Source organism: Burkholderia sp. BC1, from assembly GCF_052683555.1.
On the sequence record NZ_JBQYLP010000021.1, the window covers coordinates 75,854 to 92,659 of the forward strand.

At 70.4% G+C, this 16,806-nt stretch carries 14 protein-coding genes and 1 pseudogene; 5 read left to right on the plus strand and 10 right to left on the minus strand.

Going from position 1 to position 16,806, the window contains the following annotated elements; translation table 11 throughout:
- Positions 1 to 127 precede the first annotated feature (127 nt).
- Genes ACSHSS_RS12965 through ACSHSS_RS12980 form a run of 4 tightly spaced genes read right to left on the minus strand, consistent with a single transcriptional unit; the run spans position 128 to position 2,541 of the window.
- On the minus strand, positions 128 to 694 hold the full coding sequence (locus ACSHSS_RS12965; RefSeq protein WP_006398917.1) for a hypothetical protein: 567 nt from the start codon (positions 692 to 694) through the stop codon (positions 128 to 130).
- 58 nt (positions 695 to 752) lie between these two features.
- Positions 753 to 1,052, minus strand: a complete 300-nt coding sequence (locus ACSHSS_RS12970) for a DUF2795 domain-containing protein (protein WP_006415718.1) — start codon at positions 1,050 to 1,052, stop codon at positions 753 to 755.
- A 31-nt stretch (positions 1,053 to 1,083) separates the two neighbouring features.
- Positions 1,084 to 2,112 (minus strand): SDR family oxidoreductase, encoded by a 1,029-nt coding sequence (locus ACSHSS_RS12975; RefSeq protein WP_006398915.1) that lies wholly within the window; start codon positions 2,110 to 2,112, stop codon positions 1,084 to 1,086.
- 24 nt (positions 2,113 to 2,136) lie between these two features.
- Positions 2,137 to 2,541, minus strand: coding sequence for a BON domain-containing protein (locus ACSHSS_RS12980; protein WP_006415722.1), 405 nt, complete (start codon positions 2,539 to 2,541; stop codon positions 2,137 to 2,139).
- A gap of 266 nt (positions 2,542 to 2,807) precedes the next feature.
- Between ACSHSS_RS12980 and ACSHSS_RS12985 the strand changes: the two genes are divergently transcribed.
- Positions 2,808 to 4,124: a glycosyltransferase family 4 protein gene (locus tag ACSHSS_RS12985; protein ID WP_006415724.1), complete on the plus strand. Its 1,317-nt coding sequence runs from the start codon at positions 2,808 to 2,810 to the stop codon at positions 4,122 to 4,124.
- Positions 4,124 to 5,170 (plus strand): UDP-glucuronic acid decarboxylase family protein, encoded by a 1,047-nt coding sequence (locus ACSHSS_RS12990; protein ID WP_006398911.1) that lies wholly within the window; start codon positions 4,124 to 4,126, stop codon positions 5,168 to 5,170. The genes ACSHSS_RS12985 and ACSHSS_RS12990 overlap by 1 nt, the downstream gene beginning before the upstream one ends.
- Positions 5,171 to 5,192: 22 nt before the next feature.
- Here the strand turns inward: ACSHSS_RS12990 and ACSHSS_RS12995 are convergent, their stop codons facing one another.
- Positions 5,193 to 7,496, minus strand: coding sequence for a hybrid sensor histidine kinase/response regulator (locus ACSHSS_RS12995; RefSeq protein ID WP_445545059.1), 2,304 nt, complete (start codon positions 7,494 to 7,496; stop codon positions 5,193 to 5,195).
- A gap of 116 nt (positions 7,497 to 7,612) precedes the next feature.
- Here ACSHSS_RS12995 and ACSHSS_RS13000 point away from each other — a divergent pair, with 116 nt between their 5' ends.
- A complete protein-coding gene (locus ACSHSS_RS13000; RefSeq protein ID WP_006415723.1) occupies positions 7,613 to 8,323 on the plus strand; it encodes a PIG-L family deacetylase in 711 nt (236 codons plus the stop codon).
- Positions 8,302 to 9,222: pseudogene (locus tag ACSHSS_RS13005) on the plus strand (glycosyltransferase family 2 protein); the annotation flags it as partial. The gene ACSHSS_RS13000 and the pseudogene ACSHSS_RS13005, both read left to right, overlap by 22 nt.
- Positions 9,223 to 9,243: 21 nt before the next feature.
- On the opposite strand, the gene ACSHSS_RS13010 reads toward ACSHSS_RS13005, so the two are convergent.
- Positions 9,244 to 10,611, minus strand: a complete 1,368-nt coding sequence (locus tag ACSHSS_RS13010) for a sigma-54-dependent transcriptional regulator (RefSeq protein ID WP_445545060.1) — start codon at positions 10,609 to 10,611, stop codon at positions 9,244 to 9,246.
- A gap of 348 nt (positions 10,612 to 10,959) precedes the next feature.
- On the opposite strand from ACSHSS_RS13010, the gene ACSHSS_RS13015 reads away from it, so the two are divergent.
- Positions 10,960 to 12,003 carry a sigma-54 interaction domain-containing protein gene (locus ACSHSS_RS13015; protein WP_111311729.1) on the plus strand — a complete coding sequence of 348 codons (1,044 nt, stop codon included), beginning with the start codon at positions 10,960 to 10,962 and terminating at the stop codon, positions 12,001 to 12,003.
- Positions 12,004 to 12,049: 46 nt separating this feature from the next.
- Here ACSHSS_RS13015 and ACSHSS_RS13020 read toward each other — a convergent pair whose 3' ends face one another.
- From ACSHSS_RS13020 to ACSHSS_RS13035, 4 genes are read right to left on the minus strand one after another with little or no spacing between them, the layout of a single operon-like run.
- The gene (locus ACSHSS_RS13020; protein WP_043281482.1) at positions 12,050 to 13,000 is read right to left on the minus strand and encodes a glycosyltransferase; all 951 of its coding nucleotides are present in this window, start codon (positions 12,998 to 13,000) and stop codon (positions 12,050 to 12,052) included.
- Positions 12,990 to 14,066, minus strand: coding sequence for a glycosyltransferase family 9 protein (locus ACSHSS_RS13025; RefSeq protein WP_006415346.1), 1,077 nt, complete (start codon positions 14,064 to 14,066; stop codon positions 12,990 to 12,992). The genes ACSHSS_RS13020 and ACSHSS_RS13025 overlap by 11 nt, the downstream gene beginning before the upstream one ends.
- Positions 14,063 to 15,064, minus strand: coding sequence for a glycosyltransferase family 2 protein (locus tag ACSHSS_RS13030; protein WP_048995119.1), 1,002 nt, complete (start codon positions 15,062 to 15,064; stop codon positions 14,063 to 14,065). The genes ACSHSS_RS13025 and ACSHSS_RS13030 overlap by 4 nt, the downstream gene beginning before the upstream one ends.
- Positions 15,061 to 16,806: a carbamoyltransferase family protein gene (locus ACSHSS_RS13035; protein ID WP_006417278.1), complete on the minus strand. Its 1,746-nt coding sequence runs from the start codon at positions 16,804 to 16,806 to the stop codon at positions 15,061 to 15,063. The genes ACSHSS_RS13030 and ACSHSS_RS13035 overlap by 4 nt, the downstream gene beginning before the upstream one ends.

Consider the following 16,806-nt stretch of genomic DNA (forward strand, 5'->3'; position numbering starts at 1 on the left):
TTCCTCCTTCAACGTCGGTGTGCGCAGCGCGACGCAAGCGCCGTGCCGTGCGCCGCGCGCCCGCGCGGCGCCGACGGCGCGGCCTCGCGCGCGCGGCATTGCAAAACGCGTGCAGAAAATACGCGGCTCAACGCGGTCCCGCGGCGCCGGCCTCGTCGGGACGGCGCACCGGATCGAAATCGCGCCATTCGCCGTTCTGCCAGTCGCCTTCGACGCGCTCGATCGAGGTCGCGCCGGTCGCGCGCAGCACGTCCTCGGCCGTCGTCGCGCTGCCCGGCGTCACGCGCGCGGCGAGGATCACGCCCGATTCGGTCTTCGCGAGCGTGCCGCGCCCTTCGGCCTGCTGCCCGCGCATCCGGCCGAGCGCGCCGCCGAACGCGCCGAGATAGGCGCCCGCGAGCGCGCCGGCGACCGGCACGAACCAGTAGCGCAAGCCGATCGCATAGACGATCAGCCCGACGACGAGCCCGATCGCGAGCCCGCGCATCACGCCGACGACGGCGCCGCGGCCGCCCGGCTTCGCGGCCGTGTCGGCGTACACGTCGCCGCCGACCGGAAAGCGCGCATGCTGGCCGCCCGGATTCAGGAAGAAGATCGACACGTCGTCCGGGCCGAATGCGCGCTCGTAAAGGCGGCGCGCGCCGCCTTCCGCTTCCTCGAAGGTCGTGAACCGACCTGCGACGATCATCGCCATTGCTCTGCTCCTCGTGACGGTGCGCCGCGCGCGCGGCGGGCGCGCGGCGGCGCGGCGCTTACATCAGCCGGCCCAGTTCCTTCGAGACCGACGCCGGCGTTTCGTACTCGCGATCGGGAATTTGCTTGAGCATCTCCAGTACGTCCGGATTCGCATGCGAGCGCTCCGCGCACTCGACGACGTCCGACTTGCTCGCCGGATAGTCGAGGCCCTTCAGCGCCTTCTGCACGTCGATCGGGCTCGGCGGCTTGCCGTGCCCGCCCTGGTGCCCGCCCTTGTCGTGATCCTGCTGCGTGCGCTCGCCTTCGTGCGCGCGCGAGTGGCTGTGCTCGTGGCCCGTATGTTGTCGGGATGTCATTGCGATGCCTCCTTCGAAAAGTGAAACGAAATCACGCCGCGGCGCGGCGCGACCGCGCGACGGCCGCGAACAGCAGCGCGGCCGCGGTCAGCGCGACGGCGCTCGCGACCTTCGGACGCTGCACGACCGTGTTGTACGCGCACGAGCGCAGCACCGGCCCTTCCATCCCTTCGCGCTCGTGCAGCGCATGACGCGACTCGTAGAGCGCGTTGTCGTCGCGCGGCCGCGCCGGCCGCACCGTGCGCTGGCCGCGCGAGAACAGCGTCGCCGCGAGCCGGTCGAACAGCCGCGGCGCGTGATACGCGCTCGCCGACGTCAGCTTCGCGGCGCCGCCGACGAACAGCGTGCGGCGCGGATGCGCGGCCGCGAACAGGATCGCGTCGGCGACGAGTTCGGGGTCGTAGATCGGCGGCGGCAGCTTCGGCTCGACGTTCATGTAGTTCTTCGCGTGCATCACGAACATCGTGTCCATCGCGGCCGGCTTGATCAGCGTGACGGACACCGGCAGCCGGTCCGACTCGAGTTCGAGCCGCAGCGAATCGGTGAAGCCCTTCACCGCGTGCTTCGACGCGACGTAGGCGCTTTGCAGCGGCAGCGGCGCGTCGGACGCCTCGCTGCCCATGTTGATGATCGCGCCGCCGCGCAAGTCGTTCTGGCGGCGGAAATGGTCGGCCGCGACGAGCGAGCCGTGCACGACGCCCCAATAGTTCGTATCGAACAGGCGCCGCTGATCCTCGAGCGGCACCGTCGCCGCGGTGCCGAAGATCGACACGCCCGCGTTGTTGACCCAGGTATCGAAGCCGCCGTAGGTCTCGACCGCCTGCGCGGCCGCGCGCTGCAGATCCTCGATGTTCGCGACGTCGCCGGCGACCGGCACCGCGAGGCCGCCGTGCTGGCGGATTTCCTCGCAGAGCGTGTTGAGCGCGTCCGCGTTGCGCGCGAATAGCACGAGCTTCGCGCCGCGCCGTGCCGCCTTGCGCGCCGTCACGAGGCCGATGCCGCTCGTCGCGCCGGTGATCACGATCGTCTGCTCGCCGACCGGTTTGAGCATGCAGTTCATCACTGGACTCCTTTGGCGGCGCCGTTATTTCGGCCGGATCGTCAGCTGGTCGCGCACGCTCTGCACGCCATCGACCTTTTTCACCGCGTCGACGGCCATCGTGCGCTGCTGTTCGTCCGGCACGCTGCCGGTCAGCATCACGACGCCATGCCGCGTCTTCACGTGAATGTCGCCGCTCGTCAGGCCGCTCGTGCCGACCAGTTCGGCCTTCGCCTTCGTCGTGATCGTCGCGTCGCGGATTTTCGTGCCGGTCGACGAATGCGACGACGACGAAGACGAGGACGACGACGCGCTGTCGTCGCCGGCGGCGTACACGTTCGGCGCGGCGAGCGCGCAGGTGGCGGCGGCGACCGCGATCGCGAGACCGATGCGGCGCGTGCGACGATCGCGAAGTCGCGGAGAACGGGCTTGCAGCGAGTTGAGCTTCATCGTGACCTCCTTTTTGTCACGCCGGGCGAGCCGGCAGGTACGCCACGCCGGCGCAAGCCGCGTGCCGGACCGCCCACGCGCGCGTCATGTCCGGTCGAACCGCATTCGGCGTGTGCCCGCCGATGATCAGACGCCCTTTCATCCAACGCGTTGTAATTTTTGCGGCGCTCTCCCGTACGCGCACACGCGCGTAGCAGCGGGCATGACGATTGCCGGAGAAGCTTCGAGGGACGCACCGGCGCGGCCCCGATATCGGGAGCGACACCATGCAAAGAATCGCGTTGATCAGTGAACATGCGTCGCCGCTGGGGGTCATCGGCGGCGTCGATGCAGGCGGGCAGAACATCTATGTCGCGAACGTCGCGAAGCAGCTCGCCGAGCGCGGGCTCGACGTCGACGTATATACGCGTTGCGACAACGCGCACCTGCCGGAAGTCGTGCGGATCGGCACGCGGATGCGCGTGATCCACGTGCCGGCCGGCCCGCCGGTCGACGTGCCGAAGGAAAAGCTGCTGCCGTACATGGGCGCGTTCGCGGACTACATGATCGCGCGCATGCGCCGCGAGCCCGATCCGGTCGACGTCATGCACGCGAACTTCTTCATGTCCGGCGAAGCGGCGCTGCGTGTGAAAAAGCGCCTCGGGATTCCGCTCGTCACGACGTTCCATGCGCTCGGCCGCGTGCGGCGTCTGCATCAGGGTGCGGCCGACGGCTTCCCCGATGCGCGCTTCGCGATCGAGGACACGCTCGCGCGCCGCTCGGACCGGTTGATCGCCGAATGCCCGCAGGACGCGCTCGATCTGACCACGCACTATCGCGCCGATGCCTCGCGCATCGAGATCGTGCCGTGCGGGTTCGACGCGCGCGAATTCCGGCCGGCGCCGCGCGCGGCCGCGCGCGCGCAGCTCGGCTGGCCGGACGATGCGTTCGTCGTACTGCAGCTCGGCCGCCTCGTGCCGCGCAAGGGGATCGACAACGTGATCGACGCGCTCGCGCGTATGCCGCGCGACCCGCAGCGGCCGACGCGGCTGTACGTGGTCGGCGGCAGCCAGGCGACGCCCGACCCGGCGAACGATCCGGAGCTCGCGCGGCTCGCCGCGCTCGCGCACGACGTCGGCATCGCCGATCGCGTGACGTTCGTCGGCCGGCGCGATCGCGACGCGCTGCACCTCTACTACAGCGCAGCCGACGTGTTCGTGACGACGCCGTGGTACGAGCCGTTCGGCATCACGCCCGTCGAGGCGATGGCCTGCGCGACGCCCGTGATCGGCAGCGACGTCGGCGGGATCCGCACGACGGTCGAGGACGGCAAGACCGGTTATCTCGTGCCGCCGCGCGATCCGGCCGCGCTCGCCGAGCGGCTCGTTCAGTTGCGTGCGCAACCGGATCACTGCGCGGCGCTCGGCCGCGCCGGCTACGAACGCGCGCACCGCTTCTATACGTGGCGCGGCGTCGTCGACCGGCTCGTCGACGTCTATCGCGACGTCGCACGCGAGCGTGCCGGCACGACGGCCGCCACGTCGCGCCGCACGCCGGTCGCGACGACACCGGCCGTACTGGCCACCCGCAAGGAGAATGCGTGATGAAGGGCTACGATCGAAAACGCGTGCTCGTGACGGGCGGCGCCGGCTTTCTCGGTTCGCATCTCTGCGAGCGTCTCGTGACGGCCGGCCACGACGTGCTGTGCGTCGACAATTTCTACACCGGTGCGAAGGACAACATCGCCCACCTGCTCGACGCGCCGAATTTCGAGCTGATGCGTCACGACGTGACGTTTCCGCTCTACGTCGAGGTCGACGAAATCTACAACCTCGCGTGCCCCGCGTCGCCCGTGCACTACCAGCGCGATCCGGTGCAGACGACCAAGACGAGCGTGCACGGCGCGATCAACCTGCTCGGTCTCGCCAAGCGCGTGAAGGCGCGCATCCTGCAGGCGTCGACGAGCGAGGTGTACGGCGACCCCGACGTGCATCCGCAGGACGAGCGCTATTGCGGCCGCGTGAATCCGATCGGCATCCGCGCGTGCTACGACGAAGGCAAGCGTTGCGCGGAAACGCTGTTCATGGACTATCACCGGCAGTACGGCGTCGACGTGCGGATCGCGCGGATCTTCAACACCTACGGGCCGCGCATGCATCCGGCCGACGGCCGCGTCGTGTCGAACTTCATCACGCAGGCGCTCGCGGGCGAACCGCTGACCGTCTACGGCGACGGCACGCAGACGCGCTCGTTCTGCTACGTCGACGACATGATCGACGCGCTCGTGCGGCTGATGGACGAGCCGGGCGACGCGTGCGAGCCCGTCAATCTCGGCAGCGACGACGAGATCGCGATGATCGACGTCGCGCGCGAAGTCGTGCGTGTGGTCGGCGCGACGGTGCCGATCGAGTTTCGTCCGCTGCCGGCCGACGATCCGCGCCAGCGCCGGCCGAATCTCGACGCGGCGCGCAAGCGGCTCGGCTGGCGCGCGACGACGCCGTTCGCGAGCGGGCTCGCGCATACCGCGCGCTATTTCATCCATCGGCAAGCCGCGCACCATGCGCCGGGCGACCTCGTGCGCAGCACGCAGATCGCGTCGCACATGCTCGCGCAGATCGGCACACGCAACCGCGCGGCGCCGACCTCGTAACCGCGCCGCGCGCCGCGTCGGCTCAGTCGTCGCGGCTCGTCACGCGTGCGATCTCGCGCGCGAGATCGCCGACGTCGACCGGCTTGCAGAGATAGCCGTCGAAGCCGGCCGCGCGCGCGCGCCGCTCGTCGGCGAGCCCCGCGTGCGCGGTCACCGCGACGACGCGCGGATTGCACGCGTCGTCGCCTTCGGCCGCGCGCCGGCGGATCGCGTCGAGCAGCCAGAAGCCGTCGCCGTCCGACATCGCGAGATCCGACAGCACGACGGTCGGCCGCATCTGCGCGGCGATCGTCACGGCCTGATGGCCCGACGACGCGACCGCGACTTCGGCGCCGAGCGTGCGCAGCGCGGCGGTCAGGCTCGCGCGCGTGGTCGCGTCGTCGTCGACGATCAGGATCCGCTGCGTGTCGAGGCCGAGCCGTTCGCGCTCGACGACCGTCTGCGCGATGCCCCACGCCATCGCGCCGATCGGCTGCCAGCCGGCCGGCAGCTTCACCGTGAAGGTCGTGCCGCGATTGCGGCCCGCGCTGTCGACGACGACCGTGCCGCCGTGCAGCTGCACGATATGCCGCACGATCGACAGTCCGAGCCCGAGGCCGCGCCGCGACGACGCGGGCGAATCGTCCGCGCGCCGGAACATGTCGAACACGTGCGGCAGGAATTCGGGCGCGATGCCCTGCCCGGTGTCGGTCACGGTCAGCACGGCATGCGTGTCGTCGTGCGCGACGCTCACCGTGACGTCGCCGCCGGCCGGGGTGAACTTCAGCGCGTTCGACACGAGGTTCGACAGCATCTGCCGCAGCCGTTCGGCGTCGCCCGACACGATGCAGGTCGCGACGTGCGACTCGAATTCGAGCGCGATGCCGGCGCTCGACGCGGCCGTCTGGAACGCCGCGACGACGTCGGCGAACAGCCGCACGATGTCGACCGGCATCGTGTCGAGCCGCAGCTTGCCCGTGGACAGCGACGACGCATCGAGGATGTCGCCGACCATGCGCGTGAGCGAGCGCGCGCTGCGGTCGATCGCGTCGATCGCCTGCACGCGCAGCGCGTCGTCGCGCGAATTGCGCAGCACCTCGACCCAGCCGTAGATCACGTTCAGCGGCGTGCGCAACTCGTGCGACACGGTCGCGAGCAGCTCATCCTTCAGACGATTCGACGTCGCGGCCTGCTCGCCCGCGTCGCGCGCGCTGCGCAGCGAACGCTGCGTGCGGCGGTCCTGGCGTCGCTGAACGCCGGTCTCGCGCAGCGTCATCGACAGCGCGACGCCGTCGCGCGCCTCGCCGCTCACGGGCCGCGCGGCAACGGTCGCGCGAAACCGTCCGCCGTCGCGGCGCACGCACAGCAGATCGACCGGCCCGACGATTTCGCGCAGATGGTCGAAGGTCTGCACGAGCGGATGACGCTTGAGCCAGCGCCTCGCGATCAGCGTGTCGAAGCGGCGGCCGTATACCGCGTCTTCGTCGTAGCCGAAAATGCGCTGCGCGGCCGGATTCCAGCTGACGATGCGCGCGTCGCGGTCGATGCCGACGATCGCGTCGGGCGACGCGTCGACGACCGCGCGCCGGACCTGCGCGGCGTCCGCGCGCGCACGCTCGGCACTCGCGTCGCGCAGCAGCAGCACGGCGCCGTCGACGTTGCCGTCCGCATCGGCGATCGGCGCAGCGATCTCCGCGACGGGCACCGGCTCGCCGCGAGCCGCGCGCAGCCAGTGGCGCTCGCAGGTCGTGCGCGCGCCGCCGAGCGCATGGTCGAGCGCCGAGGTCTGCACACGCCGCCCGTCGCGATCGGTCAGCTGCAGCACGTCGCGCAGCGCGCGGCCGAGCGCGTCGTCGGGCCGGCAGCCGAGCAGCGCGGCCGCCGCGGCGTTCAGATAGGTCAGCCGTCCGTGCGTATCGGTCGCGATCACGCCGTCCGGTAGCGCGTGCAGCACGGCCTCGAGCTGCGCGCGGCCCGCGGCTTCGCGGCGCCGCGCGCGCTCGTTCGTCACGCGCGCATGGCGCACCGCCGCGACGACTGCACACGCCAGCACGCCGATCAGCGCGAATTCACCGAGTCGCGCGAGCCGTTCGGGCAGCGCCATCGTGTACGCGCCCGGATCGGACAGGAACAGCGTCCACACGAGCACGCTGCTCGCGAGCGTCGCGACCAGGCCGAACAGGAACGTCGTCGCCCACGCGACCACCGCGAGCAACGGGTAGTACAGCGCGAGCGGCATGTTGGCGCCGCCGAAGCGGATCGCGAGCGCCTGCAGCACCGTCGCGATCGCGACGCACATCACGGCCGTCGCGCAATTTCCGGCATGCGGGCGCATCTTTTCACTCATCGGCCGCGCTCCCGGCGTGCGCTGCGTGCGCTGCGGCGCGGCGCATGCGCGGGCATGCCGCGTGCTCGCCGATGCGTACCGCGGATGCTGCCGCATACGATGGAGTCCCCTCTGCCATGACTGCTCCCACTCGCTGGCTCGTTGTTTCGCCGCATCTCGACGACGCGGTGTTCAGTTGCGGGCAACTGCTCGCGCAGGCACCCGGGTCGGTCGTCGTCACGGTATTCGCCGGCATTCCGCCGGCCGGAACCGTTGCGCCGCCCTGGGATCGGCGCGCGGGCTTTCGCAGCGCGGACGACGCGATGCGCGCGCGCCGCGACGAAGACCGTCGCGCGCTGTCGATCCTCGATGCACGGCCGGTGTGGCTCGATTTCCTCGACGATCAGTACGGCACGCCGGCCGCGGCATCGGCGATTGCCGCGCGCGTGGCCGCCGTGATCGCGGAGCACCCCGGCTACGGCGTGCTCGCGCCGGCCGGCCTGTTCCATCGCGATCATCTGCAGGTGCAGCAGGCGATGCTGACGCTGCTGCGCGACGATGATACGTCGCGCGTGTGGCGTTTCTACGAAGACGTGCCGTATCGGCGCATCGAGGGGCTGATGGCCAAGCGCGTGGTGGGCTGGCGCGAGCACGGCTGGATCGCGCGGCCGGTCGGCGCGCCGGCCGGCGAGCGCACGGACGGCGAGCGCACGGACGGCCGCGACGCAAAGGCGCGCGCGGTCGAAGCGTACGCGAGTCAGATCGCGCTGTTCGAGCCGCATATGCTCGCGGACCTCCGCAAACCGGAAACGTACTGGCAGCTCGAATGCGACGTCACGTACGCGTAACGCCCGCGCAGGTCGCGCTGCCGCCGCACGAGCCGCGCGTGACCGCGGTCGTGCTCACGTACCGGCGCCCCGACGAACTCGCGCGCACGCTCGCGCGACTGACCGCGCTGCCGGACCGGCCCGCGATCGTCGTGGTCGACAACGCGGCCGACGCGGCGACGGCCGCCCTCGTGCGCGCGCGCTTTCCGCACGTCGCACTCGTCGCGGCGCCCGGCAATCCGGGCGCGGCCGGCCGCAATCTCGGCGTCGCGGTCGCGCGCACGCCTTACGTCGCGTTCTGCGACGACGATACGTGGTGGGCCGCCGGTTCGCTGCGCGACGCGGCCGATCTGCTCGACGCGTATCCGCACGTGGCCGCGCTCACGGCGCGCGTGCTGGTCGGCCCCGAGGAGCGCGAGGATCCGACCTGCGGCGTGATGGCCGCGAGCCCGCTCGAGGCGCCGGTGCCGCTGCCCGGCCGCCCGATCCTCGGGCTGCTGGCCGGCGCGACGATGTTCCGGCGCGATGCGTTCGTGCGCGCGGGCGGCTATCATCCGCGCTACTTTCTCGGCGGCGAGGAAGCGCTGCTTGCGCTGGACCTCTGCGCGGCCGGCGACTGGCTCGTGTACGTGCCGACGCTGACCGTCCACCACTATCCGTCGACGGTGCGCGACACGCGCACGCGCGCGAGCGTCGCCGCGCGCAACGACGCGTGGACCGCGTGGCTGCGCTGGCCGGCCGGCGCGGCGCTCGTGCATACGGTGCGGATGCTGCCGCGGCTGCGGCGCGAGCGCGGGCTCGTGCGCGCGTTCGCGGGCTTGCCGTGGATCCTGCGCGAGCGGCGCGCGATCGCGCCGCACGTCGAACGGATGCGTCGCCTGATCGCCGCCGACGACGCGCGGCGCAACGCGCGCGCGCGCGTAGACAGGCTCGCGGCGGCATCAGGAATCCGGCTTGTCGGTTTCGTTTTCCAGCTGCGCAAGCCGGTTGTAGATCGTCTTCAGACTCACGTCGAGCACTTCGGCGGCCTGCGCCTTCACGCCGCCGCACTGCGCGATCGTGCCGAGGATCAGCTTGCGGTCGACTTCCTCGAGCGGCGTGCCGAACGGCACCGTCACGCGATCTTCATGCGAATCGACCATGCTCGACAGCTCGTCCATGATCGGCGGCGGCAAGGTCTCGATCACGTCGACGTCGCTGAAGATGCTCGCGCGCTGCACGAAGTTGCGCAGCTCGCGCACGTTGCCGGGCCACGCGTACGTCTTCAGCGCCTCGCGGGCGGCCGGCGCGAAGCGCAGGTTGCGGCCGCTTTCCTCGTTGTAGCGCTGCAGGAACGCGTCGGCGAGCATCGGGATGTCGTCGCCGCGCTCGCGCAGCGACGGCAGCGGAATCGGGAACACGTTGATGCGGTGATAGAGGTCGGGACGCAGCTTGCCGTCGGCCATCGCGGCTTCCGGGTCGCGGTTCGTCGCCGCGACGATGCGCACGTCGACGTCGATCTCGCGCGTCGAGCCGAGCCGCGTGAGGCGCCCCGTCTCGAGCACGCGCAGCAGCTTGACCTGCGATTCGAGCGGCATCTCGGTGATTTCGTCGAGGAACAGCGTGCCGCCGTCCGCGCGCTCGAAAAAGCCCTTGTGCTGCCGCTCGGCACCGGTGAAGCTGCCGCGGTCGTGGCCGAACATCTCGCCCTCGACGAGATTCGCGGCGATCGCGCCGCAGTTGATCGCGAGGAACGGGCCGCGCCGGCGCAGGCTCAGATCGTGGATCGTCTGCGCGGCCAGCTCCTTGCCGGTGCCCGATTCGCCCGTCAGCAGCACCGACGCCTCGGTGCGCGCGACGCGGCCGATCGCGTCGTAGACGGCCTGCATGGCCGGCGAGCTGCCGAGCATGCGGCCGAAGCGGCCGAGCCGCTGCAGTTCGGAACGCAGCTCCGCGATTTCTTCATGCAGCGCGGTCGTGCGCGGCACGCGCGCGAAGATGCTGTTCAGCCGCTGCATGTTCAGCGGCTTCACGAGATAGTCGGTCGCACCGCGCCGCAACGCGTCGATCGCGGTTTCGAGGCTCGCATGACCGGTGGTCAGCACCATCTCGCAGTGTGCGCGTTTCGGTAATGCATCGAACAGATCCATACCGTTGCCGTCCGGCAGCACGAGATCGCACAGCACGAGATCGGGGGTATGCGTCGCGACGAGCGTACGCGCTTCTTCCAGCGTCGCGGCCGTGTCGCACGTGAGCTGCTGCGAGCGCGCGAGCGTCGCGAGCATCGTGCGCGTATCGGCATCGTCTTCGACGATCAGAACGTAGGGCATCTGGGCTCCTTGTGGTGCGGCCCGGCACGCGAGCGGCCGGAACCGCGGCGAGTAGGCAGCGCGTCGACCGCCGGGGCACTCGGCGGCGCATCACGCGGTGCGCGTCATCGGGGCAGACAAGCAGTCCTGCCATCAGTAACAGTGCTTAGCAGTATAGAAGAAGCGTGTCTCGCGTGCTCGCTTCATCGATTAAATCTATCCGTCTCGCGCGCGCGGATTGCGATATTCAATGCCTCGCACACGATATCGACGATATGCTCTGTGCACGAACCAGCGACGCACACCGCGTCGTTTTTTCCTTTCCGCCGTGACGTATTCGGTCAAAACTTCCCACTTCGATATCAGACCATGTCGAAATCCGACGATGACGGCACGCGGCTATTCGGCCGCTCGCGCTCGATCCAGACCCTGATGCTCAAGGTGTCGCGGGTCGCGACCACGCGCGCAAGCGTATTGATCGTGGGGGAAAGCGGCGCGGGCAAGGACATTGTCGCGCGCCTGCTGCACGACATGAGCCCGCGTCGGCGCGGGCCGTTCGTGCCGGTCAATTGCGGCGCGATTCCCGGCGATATCGCCGAGTCGCAGCTGTTCGGCCACGAGAAAGGCAGCTTCACCGGCGCGGTCGCGCAGCACGTCGGCATGTTCGAGGCCGCGCGCGGCGGCACGCTGTTTCTCGACGAGATCGCCGAAATGCCGCTCGAGCTGCAGGTCAAGCTGCTGCGCACGCTCGAGTCGAACACGATCATGCGCGTCGGCGGCCACGAAGCGATTCCGATCGACGTGCGCATCGTCGCGGCCACCCATCACGATCCCGTCGAAGCCGTGCGCAGCGGCCGTCTGCGCGAAGACCTGTTCTACCGCATCGCGACGGTCGCGCTGCACGTGCCCGCGCTGCGCCAGCGCGAAGACGACGTCGGCGAGATCGCGTTGCAGATCGTCGAGCGCCTGAACACGCGCCATCGCACGCGCAAGCGGCTGTCGTCACAGGCGATGAAGGCGCTGCGCGCCTACACGTGGCCCGGCAACGTGCGCGAACTGCGCAACGCGGTCGAGCGCGCGTTCATCCTCGCCGACGAGCAGATCGACCTGCAGCTGCCGCGCCGTCAGCCGCCGCGCGAGGAAGTGCGCCACAACGCGATGACGCTGCATATCGGCACGACGCTCGCGCATACGCAGCAGCGCTTCATCGTCGCGTCGCTGCGGCATTTCAACGGCGACAAGCCGCGCACCGCGAAAGCGCTCGGCATCAGCCTGAAGACGCTGTACAACCGCCTCGCGCTGCTGCCCGAGCACGAGCGCAATCTCGTCGCGAATCTGTCGGGCGGCACCGGCAACGCAGGCGGCGGTGCGGGATGCGGCACGAACCCGACGACGAACGCGTCGAGCCAGTGAGTGAGCGAGCGGGCGGGCCGCCGTCGCGCGGCCCGCGCCGATGCACTTACGCCGCGACTTCGGTCAGCACCGCGACCCAGTCGCGCACGAAGCGTTCGATGCCGAAGCGCTCGCGCGCGTCGCGGCGCGCGGCTTCGCCCCACGCGCGCGCGAGGTCCGCATCGCGGATCAGCATCCGCATCGCTTCGATCAGCACCGCCGGGCGCGTGTCGGCCGCGCCGTTCACGCCGGTCTTCACGAGTTGCGCCATCTCGGTCGTCGCGAGCGCGACGATCGGCAAGCCGATCATCATCGCCTCGATCACCGCGAGCCCGAGGCTCGTATAGCGGATCGGATTGAAAAAGAACCGGTAGTGCGACAGGAAGTGCGGCAGCGCCGGATTCGGCACTTCGCCGATGCCGCCGAGCTCGCTCGAGCCCATCCCGACCAGATCGAGCGGCACGCTGGTGCGGACCTGCTCGAACACGTCCGCGCCGAGCCGCCGGCCGCGGCGCGCGAGGTTGTTCACGACCGTCACGCCCTTCGGCAGCGTGCCGTGATACGCGACGTTGTCGGGCACGAGCACGCCGTGCTCGATCACGCGCGTCGGCGTGATGCCGTTGTCCCACATCAGCGCGTTGAACGGCGTCACGTGCACGAGCATCACGTTCGGGTCCTGCACGGGGTGCAGCGTGTCGGTCGGATGCTCGCGCGGCGGATCGTGCTCGATGAACAGCGTCGGCAGCGCGCGCTGCGCATCGCTCAGCAGATGCAGCCGGTCGTGGTGGTAGTGGCTGTGATGCTGATACAGCACGCAGTCGAACGCGGTATCGCGCACGCATTCGACCGGCACCTCGTGCACGTTGTCGCCCCACGGCAGATGGCCGACGCGGCCCGCGTAACCGGGCGGATGCTGCGGTTTCGTCACGATGAAGAAATCGTGCGGCGCCTGCGACAGGTAGTACAGGTAGTTGCCGTGCACGTGCCAGGTCAGCACGCGCAAACGCTTACGTGACATGACGTCTCTCCTCCGCGAGCAGCGCGCTCGCCTGATCGATCACGTCGTCGACGCCGATCGCCACCGCACACTCGTGCTCGTACGGGCACGTGTCGTACATGCAGGGCCGGCATGACGGATAGTTCGCGAGCACGCGATGGCGCTCGCCGTCGAGCGGCGCCCAGCGTGCGGTGTCGCTGCCGCACGCGACGACGACGCTCGGCGTGCCGAGCGCGGCCGCGACATGCGACACGCCGGTGTCGTTGCAGAGCAGCAGGCGCGCGCGGCCGATCAGCGCGGCGAGCGCGCCGAGCGGCGTGCGGCCGCACAGATTCACGCACGGCCGCCCGAGCTGCTCCGCGAACGCGCCGGCGAGCGCGATTTCGGCGCGCGTGCCGGTCAGCACGATCTGCCAGCCGTCGTCCGCCAGCCGCCGCGCGGCGTTCGCGAAACGCTCGACCGGCCAGCGGCGCGACGCCATCCGCGCGCCGGGGTGCACGATCACGTAGCGGCCGGCCTCGAGCGCGTATTCGTCGCAGAGCACGTGCCACAGCGCGTAATCGAGCCCGCCGAGCGGGAACTCGAGATAGTCGCCCCAGTCCGGATAGCCGAGCGTGTGCATCAGCCGCAGATAGCGCGTGACTTCCGGCTCCTCGTCGCGCCAGACGATCGAGCGGTCGAGCGCGAACGCGTCGCCGTCGGCCGGCATGAAGCCCGCGGTGCGCGCGGCACCGAGCGACGCGACGATCGCGTTGGTCCGCGCGCCGCTGCCGTGCAACTGGATCGCGAGATCGAACGCGCGCGCGCGGCACTTCGCGACGAACGCGTCGCGCGCGGCAGCTTCCGGTTCCGCCTGCTCGCCGAGTCCCGGCGCGCCGGGAAACGCGATGAAGTCGTCGATGTAGTCGGCAAAGCGCGACGCGAACTCGCGCGCCCACGGCAGTCCGATCAGCGTGATCCGCGCATCGGGCGCGCCGCGGCGCAGCGCGCGCAGCGCCGGCACCGCGCAGAGCATGTCGCCGAGCTGCAGCGCGCGGAACACGGCAATCGTGCGCGGCGCCGGCGGGGAGGACGTGTCGAGCGTCATAGGAAGAACACCCGGAAGTGAAGTGCGCCGCGGATGCGCCAGTACAGCGAGACCGGCGGAATCGCGATCGACGTGACGATCATCTCGGCGACGTGCGACGGCGTGAGCGCCGTGCCGCGCAGCCGCTTGCAGCAGAACCACGCGGTGATCGCGGCCCAGATGCCGGCGAACACCGCGCCGGCCGCGTGCCAGCGCGCGAGGAAGCAGACGATCGCCGCGAGCGCCGCGAACACCGCGCCGTAGTAGTGCCAGGGCGGCACCGGCCGGATATGGCGCCGGTACGTCGTGCGATGCTTCTTGTACAGCAGCGCGTCGAAATAGACCTTCGACTGCTGGCCTATGCTCGCGCCCCAGCGCGCGGGCCGCACCGGATGCACGATGCGCGCGTCCTCGACCTCGACGATCGGGCCCGCATGCTCGCGCAGCGCGAACATCAGGTCCGCATCCTCGCGCCACGCGCGCGTGAAGCGCTCGTCGAAGCCGCCGACGCGTTCGAGCGCGGCACGCCGCACGAAGCAGTTCGCGGTCGCGAATTCCGCATGCGCGAGCCCGGCCGCGTCGCGCTCGTAGTCGGTCGGCCGCGGCCGCAGCGGCACCTCGATGCGCCCTGCCGCCGCGGCCGCGGACGGCTCCGCGAGCAGCGCGGCCGCGCCGTGGCGCAGCCAGGTCGGATCGGGAATCGTGTCGTCGTCGGTGAACGCGATCAGCGCGCCGCGCGCGCTGCGCCAGCCGACGTTGCGTGCGCCGGCCGGCCCCTGCGTGTCGGGCGCGCTCAGGTAGCGGATCGCCGGCACGTCGGTCATGCGCGCGCGGCAGGCGTCGACCACCGGCCGCGCGCTGCCGGCCGGATCGTCGTCGACGACGATGATCTCGTACGTCGTCGGATCGAACACCTGCACGCACAGCGCGTCGAGACAGCGTTCGAGCAGATCGGGCCGCCGGTAGGTCGGCACGACGACGGACACGACCGGCGGCAGCTGCGTGTCGCGCATGTTCATCGCGGCTTCTCCATCAGGAACGAGCCGATCACGAGCGCGTCGAGCGGCGAGGTCCAGAAGCATTCGATCGCGTCGCGCGGCGTGCAGACGATCGGCTCGCCGCGCGTGTTGAACGACGTGTTGACGAGCACCGGCACGCCCGTCAGCGCGTCGAACTCGGTCAGCAGCGCATGCAGCAGCGGGTTCTGCTGCGGCCCGACCGTCTGCACGCGCGCGGTGCCGTCGATATGGCGCACGGCCGGAATCCGCTCCGCGCGCTCGGGCCGCACGTCGTAGACGAACAGCATGAACGGCGCATGCAGCGGCTCGCGCCGGCCGCCCGAGAACCACTCATGCGCCTTGCTTTCGAGCGCGACCGGCGCGACCGGCCGGAAATCCTCGCGATCCTTGATGCGGTTCAGCTTGCGCTGCATGTCGGGATCGATCGGCGACGCGAGGATCGAACGCGCGCCGAGCGCGCGCGGGCCGAACTCCATGCGGCCCTGGAACCAGCCGATCACGCGATTCTGCGCGAGCAGCGCGGCCGTCTGCGCGGCGACGTCGTTCAGCCGCCGATACGGCAGCTGCGCTTCGCGGATGAACGCCTCGATCGCGTCGTCCTCGAACGACGGGCCGAGATACGCGTGATCCATGCGCCAGTCGCCGCGCGCGCCGCGCACGCGGAAGTCGGTCCACAGCGCGGCGCCGAGCGCCGTGCCGGCGTCGCCGGCCGCCGGCTGCACCCACACGTCGTCGAACGGACCGCGATCGCGGATGCGCGCATTCATCACACAGTTCAGCGCGACGCCGCCCGCCATCGCGAGCTGCTTCTCGCCCGTTTCGGCCGCGAGCCATTCGACCGCGCGCAGCGTCGTTTCCTCGAGCACCAGCTGCAGCGCGTGCGCGATGTCGCAATGGTTCGGCGTGATCGGGCCGCCGCGCTCGCGCGCGGGGCCGAACAGCGCGACCAGATCCGCATCCTCGACGTCGTACCGGCCGTCGCCGCGATAGCGCACGAGCTGGCGCATCTGATCCGCGTAGATCGGCTTGCCGTACGACGCGAGCGCCATCACCTTGTACTCGTCGGACGAATGCAGGAAGCCGAGGTAGCGCGTGACGCGCTCGTACAGCAGCCCGAGCGAATGCGGCAGGTCGACCTGCGCGATGCGCCGGTACGTGCGCCCGTCGAACACGCCGTAGCTCGTCGTCGCGCGCTCGCCGCGGCCGTCCATCGTCATCACCGCGCAGCGCTCGTACGGCGCCGCGAGAAACGCGCTCGCCTCGTGCGCGAGATGGTGCTCGACGAAATGCCAGCGGAACGGCCCGTCGTGCGTGACGCCGCGAAAGCGCCGCTGCAGATGGTGCGGCGCGCCGCCCGCGAGCTGGCGCGGCGCGTTGACGATCGACGACAGGAACAGCGGATGCCACGGCGACTCGCCGCCCGGCGGCCGCGCGTGCGCGGACGGTTCGAGCGGCAGCGTCAGCGACGGCTGTCCGGCGTGGCGATCGAGTTCGAGCCACGGATCGTACGAATACGCGACGTGCTGCACGTCCGCGAGCGCGATGCCCGCTTCCGCGAGACAGTAGTCGATCGCGTGATACGGCAATTCCCAGGTCGAAAACGGCACCGGCCGTTTCGCATGCTTCACGTGCGTGAAGCGTTCTTCCTCGGCCGCGGCGACGACCACGCCGTCGCGCACGAGGCACGCGGCGCTGTCGTGAAAGGCGGCGTTGATGCCGAGCGTATAGATCGGTTCGGGCAT

Bases quoted from the DNA above. Each gene is read 5' to 3' on its own strand.
- ACSHSS_RS12965 (WP_006398917.1), bottom strand. From the start codon at position 694: ATGGCGATGATCGTCGCAGGTCGGTTCACGACCTTCGAGGAAGCGGAA.
- ACSHSS_RS12970 (WP_006415718.1), bottom strand. From the start codon at position 1,052: ATGACATCCCGACAACATACGGGCCACGAGCACAGCCACTCGCGCGCG.
- ACSHSS_RS12975 (WP_006398915.1), bottom strand. From the start codon at position 2,112: ATGAACTGCATGCTCAAACCGGTCGGCGAGCAGACGATCGTGATCACC.
- ACSHSS_RS12980 (WP_006415722.1), bottom strand. From the start codon at position 2,541: ATGAAGCTCAACTCGCTGCAAGCCCGTTCTCCGCGACTTCGCGATCGT.
- ACSHSS_RS12985 (WP_006415724.1), top strand. From the start codon at position 2,808: ATGCAAAGAATCGCGTTGATCAGTGAACATGCGTCGCCGCTGGGGGTC.
- ACSHSS_RS12990 (WP_006398911.1), top strand. From the start codon at position 4,124: ATGAAGGGCTACGATCGAAAACGCGTGCTCGTGACGGGCGGCGCCGGC.
- ACSHSS_RS12995 (WP_445545059.1), bottom strand. From the start codon at position 7,496: ATGAGTGAAAAGATGCGCCCGCATGCCGGAAATTGCGCGACGGCCGTG.
- ACSHSS_RS13000 (WP_006415723.1), top strand. From the start codon at position 7,613: ATGACTGCTCCCACTCGCTGGCTCGTTGTTTCGCCGCATCTCGACGAC.
- ACSHSS_RS13010 (WP_445545060.1), bottom strand. From the start codon at position 10,611: ATGCCCTACGTTCTGATCGTCGAAGACGATGCCGATACGCGCACGATG.
- ACSHSS_RS13015 (WP_111311729.1), top strand. From the start codon at position 10,960: ATGTCGAAATCCGACGATGACGGCACGCGGCTATTCGGCCGCTCGCGC.
- ACSHSS_RS13020 (WP_043281482.1), bottom strand. From the start codon at position 13,000: ATGTCACGTAAGCGTTTGCGCGTGCTGACCTGGCACGTGCACGGCAAC.
- ACSHSS_RS13025 (WP_006415346.1), bottom strand. From the start codon at position 14,066: ATGACGCTCGACACGTCCTCCCCGCCGGCGCCGCGCACGATTGCCGTG.
- ACSHSS_RS13030 (WP_048995119.1), bottom strand. From the start codon at position 15,064: ATGAACATGCGCGACACGCAGCTGCCGCCGGTCGTGTCCGTCGTCGTG.
- ACSHSS_RS13035 (WP_006417278.1), bottom strand. From the start codon at position 16,806: ATGCCCGAACCGATCTATACGCTCGGCATCAACGCCGCCTTTCACGAC.